We start from the raw sequence: 13,096 nt of genomic DNA, 5'->3' as shown, positions 1-13,096 counted from the left end.
AATGAGGAGGCAGGGAATGTGCTCTTTTTTAATGTGAAAGAGAGAGAAAACAATAAACCAGCCCCGAAAAAAGAAGAAATAGAAACACTATCCCTTAAATTAAAAGAAATGATTCTAAATTCTTCATACGAAAGTGAAGATATTATTTTTCTATGCATTGGTTCGGATCGCTGCGTCGGAGATTCATTAGGTCCTTTAGCAGGAACCATGCTCAAAGAACAACAAGTCCCTTACAGGGTATATGGAACACTGGAAGAGCCGCTTCATGCTTTTAATTTAAAAGGTGTATTAAAAGATATTAAAAAACTAGAAAACCATCCCCTGATTTTTAGTATAAATGCCAGTCTAGGAGAGAAAGATCAGGTAGGGTCCATTGTTTTAAAGAATGGTCCGATTATCCCTGGAAAAGCTCTTGAGAAGGTTTTGCCTGAAGCAGGAGCTTACCATATTAATGGAATTGTAAACTATATAGATCCCCTGCTATCCGCTCAATTTCAGAATGATACCCGGTTATATACCGTTATGAACCTGGCAAAAACAATTGTGAAAATGATCACTGAGACAGTTGAATCATAAACAAAAACTAAGAAACTTATAGTTTACAAACCTTAATGGAGCTGCTAAATGCAGCTCTTTTTTTATATATGTTTGCACCCTTTTGACATTTATGTTGAATTAAATTGAAAAGGCCGAGAATTATTTCGAATTAGGTGATATTGCCACATTTTATAATGGGCGGTTAAGTGCCAGGATTCTCTAGAAGGAGATTATTATAATTTGTTGAATACTACCATATTCAAAGTGGGTATGTGATAAACAAAGATGGAGTGAAGGTTATGGATCTATTTTTAGAAAAAGCTACAGAATCTGATGCAGAATCTATTTTTGATATACAAGTAAAGGCATTTACCCCTTTATTGAAAAAATATAAAGACTATGATACTAGTCCTGCAAATGAAACCGTTGATAAAGTAATCACAAGAATAAATAACCCTTTAGGTGGATTTTATAAAATTGTACTTGATCAAATACTAGCAGGAGCTATACGTATTCACTGGAATGAAGAGACTACACAATTTTGGATCAGTCCGATGTTTATTCTGCCGGATTTTCAAGGTAAGGGATTCGCTCAGAAAGTACTCATTTTGGCTGAGGAAATGTTCCCTAAAGCTGCTAGCTGGGAACTGGCAACAATATTGGAGGAAGAACGCAATTGTTATCTTTACGAAAAAATGGGCTACTGCAAGACTGGAATAACCAAAAAATTGAATGAAGATGCAACACTTGTTTTTTATAAGAAAAATGGAAGGTTTTCATCTTTTAAGGAAGAGGACTTAGAGTTTTAAAAATAAAGAAATAAGGCAGTGTGATCATGAGGAAGTACTATATAGCCTCCAGTTTCATTAATAGTGAGACTTTTTAGCAGAATCACGTTGCTTTAAAATACTGCTATTCATCTAGAGGGAAGGATTGTTGATTAATAATTTGAAATTACAGCAGACAAAAAAGATCACTCAAGAGTATTGTTTAAAGTTTTAAATGATGACTCCCAATAAATAATTGAAATTTACTTTAAACTAAATTTCAAACTGATTTTTAAAGAACATTTTACTCATTATAAACAATTCATTACAGAAATATCGTATTCTAGAGGCAGAAATAATGGATCTCTATTTTAGGTTGAATATCAGAGATAGATAGGTGTTGAATAGTTTATGAAATACCAACAAAGAGATTTTACTCCAGTGTTACTGGAAAAGATTAAAAATACTGAAGTGATATTGAAAGAGTATATTGAAGGGTTAATGCGTGAGAATAAATCAATATTTGCTCATAAAAAATTAGTTTTTGATGCTATGTTTAACAATGAAGGTAACGACCCTTTTTTACCAGGATACAGTTCCTCAGTTTCGATTGGTATTGCACAAGAGAACGAGGAACTATTAGATTTACATATCATAAAAATATGGGAGTGCGACCGATATTTCTTGGGAATGCCCATTTCAAAAAAAATTCCTGGCTGCAAAATTATCGGTGAATTACTTGATGAAACTTTTGAAGAAGTCAAAGAAGAATTGAAGCAATATATTGACGGCTTTTTAGAAGAGTAACTTATGATTTGCTTCGGCAATTGAAGCAAATAGTGATCGCATCTTTTAGCTGTGAATTTGGCAGTTTAATATTTTCACCTTACTTTTTTTAAAAAGAAGAAAGAATTAACCTCCTCTTTAGGAGGACTATATGAGGAATACTGAATTGGCTCAAGAATTGGGCAAAGAGCACTATGTAGGAATGAATGGTTTCAAATTGTTTGCTAATGAAACTAATTCTCGACAATCATACTTCCAGTTTGAACCTTGCAATTTTACTTAATATTTTGAGCAGCAATGGTAAGTTATTTAATACCTTCTGGATAGGCCCAGCATACGTATTTCCTGAAAAAATTAGTAGAACCACTAGGGCAGTCAAAATTACTAATGAGAATAAACGGGAATCGCACCTTAAAGTCTGCAGATAAAGGAAATCTGAGGCTTTTTTTATGTAAATAAAAAGTAATTAGTGAAATTTTTTATAGAGATGATAGGAAAGTGAAAAAACATTCGTATTAAAGAGTGTAATTGCTTTTAGGAAGGAGGAAACAAAGTGGAAGATGATAAAATCGTCAACTACATAATTTACAAGAAAGATGAAGGATTAGAATTGTTGATCGATATGTATGCGGGATTGATCACGTCTATTGTCAGAAAACATCTTGGAAGTTTAAGAGAATATGAAGAAGAGTGTGTAAACGATGTACTGTTAGCGATTTGGACAAATATTGGCCATTTCGATAAAAACAAAAACACATTGAAAAACTGGATTGCCGCAATATCCAAATATAAAGCGATTGATTATAAAAGAAAATATTTAAAGAGTAAGAAGAACATCATTTTTACCGAACTTGGAAGTCCGTTACATACTAATAACCTCAATCTTCAAAATGAGATTAAAGCAGAAGTAGATGAATTGCTTAGTCATTTAAATGAAGGTGATCGGGATTTATTTGAAAAGTACTATTTAGAAGATGTTCTCCTAGAATCAATCGCCATAAAACGAAATACAACAATCAATAACTTATATAACAGGCTTTCAAGAGGGAGAAGGAAATTAAAAGGGTTACTAAAATAATCAAAAAGGGAGGTCTAATTGATGAAGAATGAATATGAGCTTTTAAATTCTGCGGTTGCCAATGCAGAAGAGTATGAAGAAATTGTGCTGAGTGATAGTGATAAGAAGAAATTAAAAAAAACATTCAAGAGAAAAACAAAGCCTGCTATAAAGAAAATCGGTAGACCGTTATTCGCAGCAGTTATTGCAATAGCTGCAATAAGCCCTGTTCTTCTCAGTAATGAAATGGTGTGGGCATCTGTATTGAAATTAGGGCAGCGAATTGAAACGTTTATGAATATACCAGATGATCGTTTTACCGGTTACAAAAAAAGCGTTAATCAAACGGTTGAAAACCAAAATATAAAAGTAACATTGAATGAAATCATGCTCGATGATGGCCAGCTTTTACTTAGTTTGAATGTAAATGCAAATCATTTAGACAAAACAGCATTAGGAATTGAGAAAGAGTCGATCATTAGTCCTGGAGAAATAAAGATAAAGATAGGAGAAATCGAATTTTCCGATTCATCACAATCCATTCAAAGGGAAGAAAATAGAAATGAAGATGGAAGCTGGAATTATTTATATACCTCCAATCTGGATCGGGCAGATACAGATAGTGACGGCAAAATTGATTCAGAACACTATACCATTTTGGACAAAATAGACCACAAGAATGATTTTGATATAGATGTTATTTTCAGCAGCATGGAATTTGAGAAAGGGAAAGCTGGAAACTCTATTTCGGGAGGCAAATATTCTGATTCCTTTGGTGATATAAAAGGAAATTGGGCATTTCATACAGATGTGAATGGTTCAAAAATAATATCCGACACTCAAGTATATAGGTTGGATAAAACCATTCCCATAAAAGATAAATTGGCAGAGGGAATTCTTACAATAAAAGAGGTGAGGGTATCTCCTGTATCAATTAAAATGTACTATTCAATTGAATACACAAAAGACAATGATCAAAATAGAAATATTGAGATTGGAGTAGACGTGGAAGATGATAACGGAAACCATATTCCTGGAGTATATACCGGTTCTGGTACAGATAAAGATGTGGAAATGCATGCAGAATTTCCAATTGATAAAGGCATACAAAAGATAAAAATAATTCCGCATGTCACTGATAGAGAGAATGAATCTTCACAAATATTGAAGAATAAAGCGTTTGAGGTTGAATTCACTGGGATCATGGGTGAATTGTCAAGATACAATTTTTATAAACTTCCTCAACATAAATGAAAAGTTATCCTTTATAGTTTAGCGTTTCTTCATCATAAGGAACGCTTTTACTCATCTGCGAAGAAGAATCAAAATTAATTGATAGCAAGGTCTTTAATATGAATATTCCTTTTAGATAAATAATGCTCCTTAATAGAAAATAATACCTACTATAAATTGTTTTCAGTTTGAATTTATTTATTCGAGTATTTTTTGTATTAACTTTATCTTTGATCATGCCATTAATGATAGACGCTAAAGGAATTAAGTATAATCACAACAGCATTACTGTTTCTGAAATAAAGGAAATGGTAAATTATGAAGTTTTAGCCCCTGAAAAAGTGCCCAAAGATTGGACATTAGAAATCAAAACCTATCCATGGAGAGAAAAGGGGAACTATACGCATTTCAGATTGCATTATATGGACAGAAAGATACACAGCTTCTAGTTGGTATTGAGCAAAGAAAGGACCCGCCAAATATAGAATGGTTAAATTCAGATGCCAAACAAGTTAAGGTAAACGGGAAAAAGGGCTATTTTGAAGAATGGGGAAATAGCGGTGAACTGGATAAGAAAGGGGAGCCATTTCTTATTTAGATGAGCATGAAGATGCGAATCGGACAAAGAACAGAATTGAAGAACTCGGGAGGAAGTGTTTATTGCTTCCGGGCGATTTAAGAGAGAAACAGCAGTGCATCAGCATTGTAGAAAAAACCATTGAAGAATTTGGAGAAATCCAAGTTTTATGCAACCATGTAGGTATACAGTTTCAGCAGTTAAGTCTGCTTGATATTACGGATGAGCAATTCGATCATACGTTTAAAGGCAATATTTATTCACATTTTTACACAACCCGTGCGGCTCTGCCATACTTAAAAGCAGGAAGTTCCATCATAAATACATCTTCAGTAGTGACGTTTGCTGGCAATAAACAATTGATTGATTACACAGCAACAAAAGGAGCTAACATTGGATTTACACGTGCGCTTGCTAATAACCTGATTGATAAAGGCATTCGGGTTAATACTGTTGCTCCAGGGCGGGTATGGACTCCCCTGATACCATCAAGCTTTTCAGCAGATCAGGTGCCACTTGTAGATAATCCAATGGAGCGGCAAGCTCAGCCATTTGAACTTGCACCGACTTTTGTCTACCTCGCATCAGATGATTCTCGTTTTGTAACTGGACAAACGCTTCATGTGAATGGCGGCGAGTGGACTTCATCGTGATACGCAAAATTCCATCTTTTTTTATCAAACTTTAATATAGATTAATAGCAGCTTTTTCAAATAAGCATTCTTGAATAGCAGATGTAAAACCGTAAGAAAACAATACCTCCGATGAGGGGTCTTGCTTTTTTACGGTTTTTTAGGTTACTCGATAAAAAATCTCCACTAAATCCCACTATTATTTTATCAGTATGAAGGAGTATGATTAAATTTATATTTTTTAAGTTTGCAGAAGGAAGATGAAGAAAGTGAAAAAAAGATATAGCAGCTTTATTGTTTTAATTCTACTATTAAATCTGCTGCCCATTAATGGAGCGGCAGAATCAAATAATTTGCGAATTGGCACAGTGAAAGCGAATAATGCCAATGTATATACTGCACCAAACCTAAGTTCACCTGTGTTAGAGGTACTGGAAAAAGGGGATGAATACCTGATTATTCAAACATCTGCAGGAGATTCTGCCGCATTAATTACACATACGGTAAGCAGCGGAAATACTTTAGGGAAAATTGCAAGTCAATATGGGACAACAGTCAGCGAACTGAAAACTATCAATAAATTAAAAAATGATAGTATTTCAAGAGGGCAAAAGCTTAAAATCCCACAAAAATATTATGTTCATACTGTTATTTCTGGTGATACGTTATGGAAGATTTCCCGCAAATATGAAGTTGGATTAAATGATATTTCTATCCTTAATTCTTTGAATTCAGCACAGCTTAAAGTTGGCCAGAAATTAAATATCCCAGTTTATTATGATCAAGTTCAATTGCTGGGCGGAAAAAAAGGGTGGATAAAAAAGTCTCTGGTTCAAGTAAAAGCTAAAGATCGGATTGTGATGGGCTGGAGTTTTAATGGAACAGCAAAAACGTACATTCAGCAATTGAAAAATAAATCGAATTTAAATGTTGTATCTCCGCGGTGGTTTTCATTAAATCTGTCGGAAAATGGAGCTGCTGTCAATACAGATCCAAAATATGCCGAGGCAGCACATGCTTCAGGCAAGCAGGTATGGCCGCTCCTCGGAAACAATTTTGATCCTGTCTTAACACACTCAATCTTAAGCAATCCAGAAAAACGCAAAAAACTTGTTTTTACTCTCAGGGATGCCTTAATCCAAAGCAAGAGTGATGGAATTAATATTGATTTTGAAAACATCGATATTAAAAACAAACAGGATTATGTACAGTTCATCCGAGAACTGAAGAATGCTCTAGAGCCTCACGGAATGATCGTTTCGGTAGATGTTACAAGAACGAGCGATGATCCTTTCTGGTCAGGAAGTTTAGACCGAAGAGAAATTGGAAAAATAGCTGATTATGTAATAATGATGGGGTACGATGAACATTGGGGCGGCAGTCCTAAAGCAGGTTCAATTGCTTCCTTGCCTTGGGTGCAGGAAGGCATTCAGCTTTTAATGAATGATGTGCCATCTCATAAAATCATACTCGCTGTTCCATTCTACACTCGAGAATGGGTGACAGACTTATCAGTAAACAAAGTGAGAAGCATTGACCGTTCCATGGCAGAAGTGAATAAAATCATAGCATCAAAGGGCCTAAAGCGAGTATGGGATAAAACAGCATCACAGTACTATGTGGAATACACTGAAAAAGGTGAAAAACATCAAATATGGATAGAAGATAAAAAATCAATGGAACTCCGATTGAATATGATAAAACGAAATTATTTAGGCGGAGCAGCTGCTTGGTATATTGGTTCTGAAACTCCTGATATATGGGGTGTTTATCATTTTAATTCATTATGATTTCTATCATTTCTATCGATAAAAGAGTTCTTATAGGTTAAATGAGAGTGTGAAATTATGCTAGGTAATATATAAAAAAGTTTTATCTAAAATCCTGTGTTGATGCACAGGATTTTTTCTTGTTCAGCAATCGGGCCACGAATCTTTATCACTTTGAGCCAAATGATGATTTGATAATTGAATTCAAAAATTTTTAGTTATCTGACTTACGGGGGATTCATTTTTAGGGAATGAAGAATAGGTTCAGTTATGCTGCTTTGGCTGTTAAAGGTTGTACTTTTTCTGGACAATATAACGTATTGATAAAATGTGTACTTTTGTTTAGAAGCAAAAAAATAGTTAGATTAGTAGGGAATTTTTCATCTGCTTATTATCATAGGGTATTGCTCGATGGATTTTTAATCATAGTTCCACCTCTAATCAATGGTTAATATATTGTATTGTATCTAAAAAGCGTTTTGAATGAGGTGGACCGGTGTATTTTTTTAAATCAATTTCAGATGATGTTCGATTTGCCCAATTAGAATTTCGTAAACATACAAAAGCGAAGAGGCTTGTTTTAGGATCTTTTCTCGCCTGTATGGCTGCTGTACTTCAAGCAGCAGGTGGCTTTTTACCAGGGATCGGATATTTTATCAGTCCATTTGCCACTTTACCCATTCTGATTGGTGCGATGTTTTCCCTTCAGATGGGAGTGATGTCTTATTTTCTTACCATCCTGTTGCTATTCATTCTGTTTCCAAGTGAACTAGTCGTTTTTCCTTTTACAACAGGGCTGTTAGGGATTGGTATAGGGGCAGCTTTTTCCTTTTTCAAGAAGAGCTTAAGCATTATTTCTATTGGTGCCATTCTCTTAACGATAGGAATTATGAGTCTACTATATATTTTCTACTTTCCCATACTTGGTCCAGGCGTTCCCGATTCCTTTTCTTTCCTTACAGCAGGAAGTATTTTTTTATTTTCTTTCCTCTATACCGCGTTATGGGTTGAGATGGCTTTATTCTTTTTTAAAAAATTTAAGACCATTATAACTTAGTGACTCTCCAAATCACCCCAGTAAATGGAACGGCATAGATTATTGTACTGGGTGGCTTAAAGATTCCGAAGTCGGTAATAAACATTTCCTTTTGTTTGTCAAGGGTAACATCAATGGGTCTTTACAAGCCGCCTTTACCGGGGTAAATGTAACAACCGGTCTAGGCGGTTGCATAGGATGCTGGGCAAGTAAAAACGATGGCTGGTTTTCCTTCCGGTTTAAAGCGTGGATTTGTGACTGGGAGACCGCCCGTATAATCCGTCCAGCCATACCACATTTCTTGTCTACTCCATTGAAACTCATCAGGAGAATTCTCGACAGGCCAGCTGCCGCTGACATAAATATGTTAAGAATCATGGAACAATTTCAAAAACAGTACCTTGGTTAAAATCAGTAACTTTCATAGAGCCATAAACCCCTAAATATAGTCTGGTTTGATCCAGATTCGTTCCCAAATTAACATAAAAAGCTGATTGAGACCCAAAATCATAATCGGTTTTAATTACACTAAAATCATTTAGTTTACCATCTTGTCTTACGCTGGTATATGCTAAAGCCCCTCTAAGCTGAGGTTGAGATTCTTTCCGGGCAAGATCAATAAACACAACGCTTCCTGTTAAATCGGGGATTCCATTCCCCATATATGGCTGGACTCCTGTTAGTGCAGTTCCTCCAAACTTATCGGGTCTGGGATCATTATGAAAATAACTAGTTAAAGGCTGAAGGCGCCTCACTGAGGTCTTTATTGCTTCATTGTAATAAGCAATTGTTTTCTCATCCAAAGTCGGACTTGCAGAGCAGTCCCTTATTACCGAAGTAGGAAAAGCACCTTCCCAACCTCGCCAGCCAAAGTTAATAAATCCTTCTCGGTCAGGTGAAGAATTCAATGATGAAGCTTGAATAAGCTGAGTGACCGGTATTGGTTTATAATGAATAAATGAAAAAATCGACTCTACTAAATCCTGTCCGACATTTCCCACATATTTAATATACTGATTATAATACTTTTGAAAAGAAATACCTGGTATATTGCGAACCCCTTTGGCCATTACCGTAAGCGTTTCCTGAATAGATACGGGAAGTTCATTAAAACGTGTGACTGCGGGTGGATTATCCATAAATGTATTCTTTCCTACATCAATTTCAATTATTTTACCAGCGATTTCCATATTCTCCTGGCTTAAATTAAATGGATCATAGCCAGATCCACCATCTCCGGTTGTTAAAACAAGTTTCCCTGTTTCAGGTGAAAAGTTTAAGCTATTGAAACCATTATGATTTGAAAATGGTCTTCTTAAGTTAAGTAATATCCGTCGTTTTTGAGGTTGACCATTCGATTGTAAAATCCATTCTTCAACTGTATCAATATGATCATATTGAGTTTCTCTATTTATCCACCTTAGGTTTAAAGTTCCAGGATCACAGGGGTCAGGCTTAAAAGATTCAGTAAGAGTACCTGGACCTTGTGTTCCAGCTACTGAATAATGAAGATAAAACAGACCGTTATAATAAAATTCGGGATGAAACGCTAGTCCCAGCAATCCCCGTTCATCATAACCACCAGAACCACCTAGCTTTATGACTCGCGGGCGAATATCTAAAAAAGTCCTTATAACTCCGTTTCCTATGTAGAAGATTTCTCCTACCTGGGTAGCAATAAATAATCTTTCAATTGAGTCACCCGGAAGTATAGCTGTTTTCAAAACAGTGGGTAAATTTATCTTACTTACAATTGGCCGTAAACTAACATTAACTTCTAACAACTAACTTTACACTCCTTCTATTGTTTCCTTTTAAAACAATATGAAAAGAACGGTTCAATTAGTACCAATTAGGTCAGTATAGGAAAGCATTGCAGATAGGAGCAAATGGATGGAGCCTTATTAAGAGAAACATCTTTCATATGTAGTGTTGAATTAGCTAAAAAGCAGGTTAGCAGGTTAGTTGCATATTGAAAGATGAGTACTTAGAGCCTATATCTCACTTAAAGAATTTATTAGAGCTTAAACTATCGAATCAATTTCTAACCGAAGAGTTTGCGAGACTTTCAGTTATGCTCCCTAAAACTAATTGTGAATACTTTCAGCCATTCGTTAAAATGGACGACCCGATAGATGGCAAGGATATTATGGTACTACCCCAATAATAGGAACATTTATCAAATAAACCTGTAGAAAATAAAAGTGAAAGAGTTTGGTTTCTAAGGCGTTCCTTGCTGTTTAACGGAAATATGAAGAGAAGAGGAAAATCTTCCAAACGATGATTAAAAATAACATATATCCAAAAAAGGAATAAGCATGATTCCATTCAGTATGATGTATAAACCATCCTAGTTGTTCAGTAAATTGTTCTATGAAAAATATAACAACGCTAATAATAAGCATCATCATTAAACGTGCAAATGGCTGAAGCCGTTTGGCAACAAACAAAAAGAGCACCGTGAAGAGTGGAAGGATAAATAAAGTAAACACAATATTAATTGTAAATATTTCAGGGAAAAGCCTACCAGGAAAGTGATACATTCCTTTCCCAACAAAAATTAAATCTAAATAAGTCCCAACAAATGAAGAGAATAAAGCTAATGTTATATATGCATAAAGATCTTTACTCCCTTCTGAGAAAGATCGCCTTTTTTGCAATGATGGCAAGCTCAATTTTCTCAATCGTTTTACAGTAAACATCATAAATTTCACCACCTGCGTATTTTTCTTCTTCCATTAAATAATCGATAATTCTCCAATCATCAAACCAGTCACCTTTTTCAGCTTCTGAATGATCAACATTTTTCCAAGCAAATTGCAATGGAGGACTATATATACGCAGCGCTCCTTTTTTAAGTTGGCACTGTTTTGTTCTTCTCCGATAAATGGAACCTGGCAGCGATTCGCTAACATGATGAAACAGATGATCCCAATAATCTTTTCTAGAACCTGTATGAGGATGTTTGTTAGCCCAAAGCAAAACACCTTGTAAGACAGATTCTTGATGAAAAAGTAAGGAATATAATCGCTTTCCTAACATGATTCGCTCATGAAGCGAATCAAAATGTTGCAAAGTTTCTCCAAGTAAGTTTGGTTTTTCTGCCTTTTCTTTCTTATAATATGGAAAAATTATATGATTAAAATGCAGAAAATCATACAGCCTAAATCCAATTGTATTTAATACCGTTTTTTTGAAATGATGATTTTGAATAACCTTTTTTTCTAAATAACTTTGTTCGTTTATAACCGTCGCGATGGCTAACAGATAGCAGTCGCCATGTTCCCAAAAATAATTCCATATTGTTTCCATAAATACTGAAACATCCACGTAAGGAAGAAGATAAAAAAGATTTTTATTGATTTTTAAACTTTGCTTATACAGCAAAAATTGCGGATAAACGTCTTGAAATATTAACCAATTTCCGCGTTCTAAAAATAAAAAGAAATTTTGTTGTTCTTTTTCAGACAACAGCCTTTGGAGGAGATCACCTTTTAAATCTGTCATGTGCCAGCCGCCATTTCGTGATACCATATGGCCTAATAGAGCCCAGTGGATTTCAGGGTGCTGTAGAAAAAAATCCAAATAAGCCTGTGTTCTGATGACATTATTCACATTCAACTTATTCGTCATTTCTTTAATATAGTTAATTAGTTTTCTTTCCTCTTTTGACAGTTTTAGTTCTGAAAAAGTGCTTGGTTTATTTTTTCTCTTTCTCTTCAATTCTTCTTTTATTTCAAGGTAAGATTTTATCGTTATCTTCTTTCTTTTGAAACGACCGATAGCCATCATTTCACTCCGTCCTAGGAATTTTCGTGAGTAGAAAGGAATATGTATATGAAAAACTGCTTTTAACAAAGAGAGGGTTAACAATGGTATGAAACAAATGGTTGAAGCTGAAATAAACCGGTTGGTTAACATTCTTATAGAAGAACAGAACCCCGGCGGATCATGGTCCTATCCGTTTGAAACGAGTATTTCAACGGATTGTTATATGATCATCTTATTACGCACATTAGAAATAAATGATGAAGATTTAATTTACTCGTTGGTGCGTCGTTCTTAAAAACCCTGTCTATCGTCAAGCTTGGGATCGAGCGATTCAATGGGTCAATCCATGCAAAACGATGATGGAGGATGGGCTGCGTTTGAGAAAAATATTGATAAATCTTTTCTTGCTTGGCTGCCTGTTGAAGAAGGAGGAACATTGATGCTAGACCCTTCAACCGCAGATTTAACAGGGAGAACATTGGAATTTTTAGGAAATTTCACTCATTTAAATCAATACCAATACTTACTTTAAGTCATTATAAGGAAAAATTTTGTTAAATAGGGGAGCAACATCATACCAGCTGAAAATAAAAACACTCCAAAACGAAAAAAATGCTACTCTTTCCGTAGAATCTTAGAAAGGAGTTTTTTTCGTTTATAGGGATACAAATTTCCTTAGCTTGGTGGCGATGAGGTAGCGTCAGGAAAATGCGGATATACAATGTTAAGTAAATCCCAATATAAAAAACCAAATTTCTCAGTATTAAAATTGAGAAATTGGGCTTTTTTCATTACTCCATAAACGCACCCTCTAGTTCAATAAAAAAAGATAGTTATTCACTCTTTTCCAGGGGATTTCCAAAGTTTCATTCATGTAAACACTAAAAAGACCAGGAACCAGTCCTGATCCACCCAAGAAGGATTATTTTTC

The 13,096-nt window shown here is 35.0% G+C and carries 12 protein-coding genes and 1 pseudogene; 10 read left to right on the top strand and 3 right to left on the bottom strand.

Annotation, left to right across the window (positions count from 1 at the left end; all coding sequences use genetic code 11):
- Positions 1–18 precede the first annotated feature (18 nt).
- From yyaC to CYJ36_RS18915, 9 genes and pseudogenes are all read left to right on the top strand, one after another.
- Positions 19–576: a spore protease YyaC gene (yyaC, locus tag CYJ36_RS18950; RefSeq protein ID WP_257962547.1), complete on the top strand. Its 558-nt coding sequence runs from the start codon at positions 19–21 to the stop codon at positions 574–576.
- Between the two features lie 260 nt (positions 577–836).
- Entirely contained in the window at positions 837–1,346 is a 510-nt protein-coding gene (locus CYJ36_RS18945; protein WP_101568823.1) for a GNAT family N-acetyltransferase, read from the top strand.
- A 369-nt stretch (positions 1,347–1,715) separates the two neighbouring features.
- Entirely contained in the window at positions 1,716–2,111 is a 396-nt protein-coding gene (locus tag CYJ36_RS18940) for a hypothetical protein (RefSeq protein WP_257962546.1), read from the top strand.
- 532 nt (positions 2,112–2,643) lie between these two features.
- A complete protein-coding gene (locus CYJ36_RS18935; RefSeq protein ID WP_101568822.1) occupies positions 2,644–3,168 on the top strand; it encodes a sigma-70 family RNA polymerase sigma factor in 525 nt (174 codons plus the stop codon).
- A gap of 21 nt (positions 3,169–3,189) precedes the next feature.
- Complete coding sequence (locus tag CYJ36_RS18930) at positions 3,190–4,401, top strand: DUF4179 domain-containing protein (RefSeq protein WP_101568821.1); 1,212 nt, start codon at positions 3,190–3,192, stop codon at positions 4,399–4,401.
- A 358-nt stretch (positions 4,402–4,759) separates the two neighbouring features.
- Positions 4,760–4,978, top strand: a complete 219-nt coding sequence (locus tag CYJ36_RS24925) for a hypothetical protein (protein WP_374702830.1) — start codon at positions 4,760–4,762, stop codon at positions 4,976–4,978.
- A pseudogene (locus tag CYJ36_RS18925) lies at positions 4,963–5,610 on the top strand (SDR family oxidoreductase); the annotation flags it as partial. The gene CYJ36_RS24925 and the pseudogene CYJ36_RS18925, both read left to right, overlap by 16 nt.
- A gap of 239 nt (positions 5,611–5,849) precedes the next feature.
- A complete protein-coding gene (locus CYJ36_RS18920; RefSeq protein ID WP_101568820.1) occupies positions 5,850–7,379 on the top strand; it encodes a glycosyl hydrolase family 18 protein in 1,530 nt (509 codons plus the stop codon).
- A 475-nt stretch (positions 7,380–7,854) separates the two neighbouring features.
- A complete protein-coding gene (locus CYJ36_RS18915) occupies positions 7,855–8,415 on the top strand; it encodes a hypothetical protein (RefSeq protein WP_101568819.1) in 561 nt (186 codons plus the stop codon).
- A gap of 353 nt (positions 8,416–8,768) precedes the next feature.
- Here the strand turns inward: CYJ36_RS18915 and CYJ36_RS18910 are convergent, their stop codons facing one another.
- The 3 genes from CYJ36_RS18910 to CYJ36_RS18895 form a co-directional block, all read right to left on the bottom strand.
- Complete coding sequence (locus CYJ36_RS18910; RefSeq protein WP_101568818.1) at positions 8,769–10,178, bottom strand: PQQ-dependent sugar dehydrogenase; 1,410 nt, start codon at positions 10,176–10,178, stop codon at positions 8,769–8,771.
- Positions 10,179–10,634: 456 nt separating this feature from the next.
- Positions 10,635–11,069, bottom strand: a complete 435-nt coding sequence (locus CYJ36_RS18900; RefSeq protein ID WP_101569018.1) for a CBO0543 family protein — start codon at positions 11,067–11,069, stop codon at positions 10,635–10,637.
- Positions 11,020–12,183 carry a DUF2515 domain-containing protein gene (locus CYJ36_RS18895; protein ID WP_101568816.1) on the bottom strand — a complete coding sequence of 388 codons (1,164 nt, stop codon included), beginning with the start codon at positions 12,181–12,183 and terminating at the stop codon, positions 11,020–11,022. Before CYJ36_RS18895 ends, CYJ36_RS18900 begins: the two co-directional genes overlap by 50 nt.
- A gap of 298 nt (positions 12,184–12,481) precedes the next feature.
- On the opposite strand from CYJ36_RS18895, the gene CYJ36_RS18885 reads away from it, so the two are divergent.
- Entirely contained in the window at positions 12,482–12,697 is a 216-nt protein-coding gene (locus tag CYJ36_RS18885) for a hypothetical protein (RefSeq protein WP_308315365.1), read from the top strand.
- Positions 12,698–13,096: the final 399 nt, after the last annotated feature.

This window comes from Bacillus sp. UMB0893, assembly GCF_002858905.1.
Taxonomy (GTDB): Bacteria; Bacillota; Bacilli; order Bacillales; family Bacillaceae; genus Bacillus_P.
Note: the sequence above shows the minus strand (reverse complement) of the source record. Positions and strands in the feature narration are given on the sequence as shown.

Bases quoted from the DNA above. Each gene is read 5' to 3' on its own strand.
- CYJ36_RS18945 (WP_101568823.1), top strand. From the start codon at position 837: ATGGATCTATTTTTAGAAAAAGCTACAGAATCTGATGCAGAATCTATT.
- CYJ36_RS18940 (WP_257962546.1), top strand. From the start codon at position 1,716: ATGAAATACCAACAAAGAGATTTTACTCCAGTGTTACTGGAAAAGATT.
- CYJ36_RS18930 (WP_101568821.1), top strand. From the start codon at position 3,190: ATGAAGAATGAATATGAGCTTTTAAATTCTGCGGTTGCCAATGCAGAA.
- CYJ36_RS24925 (WP_374702830.1), top strand. From the start codon at position 4,760: ATGGAGAGAAAAGGGGAACTATACGCATTTCAGATTGCATTATATGGA.
- CYJ36_RS18920 (WP_101568820.1), top strand. From the start codon at position 5,850: ATGAAGAAAGTGAAAAAAAGATATAGCAGCTTTATTGTTTTAATTCTA.
- CYJ36_RS18895 (WP_101568816.1), bottom strand. From the start codon at position 12,183: ATGGCTATCGGTCGTTTCAAAAGAAAGAAGATAACGATAAAATCTTAC.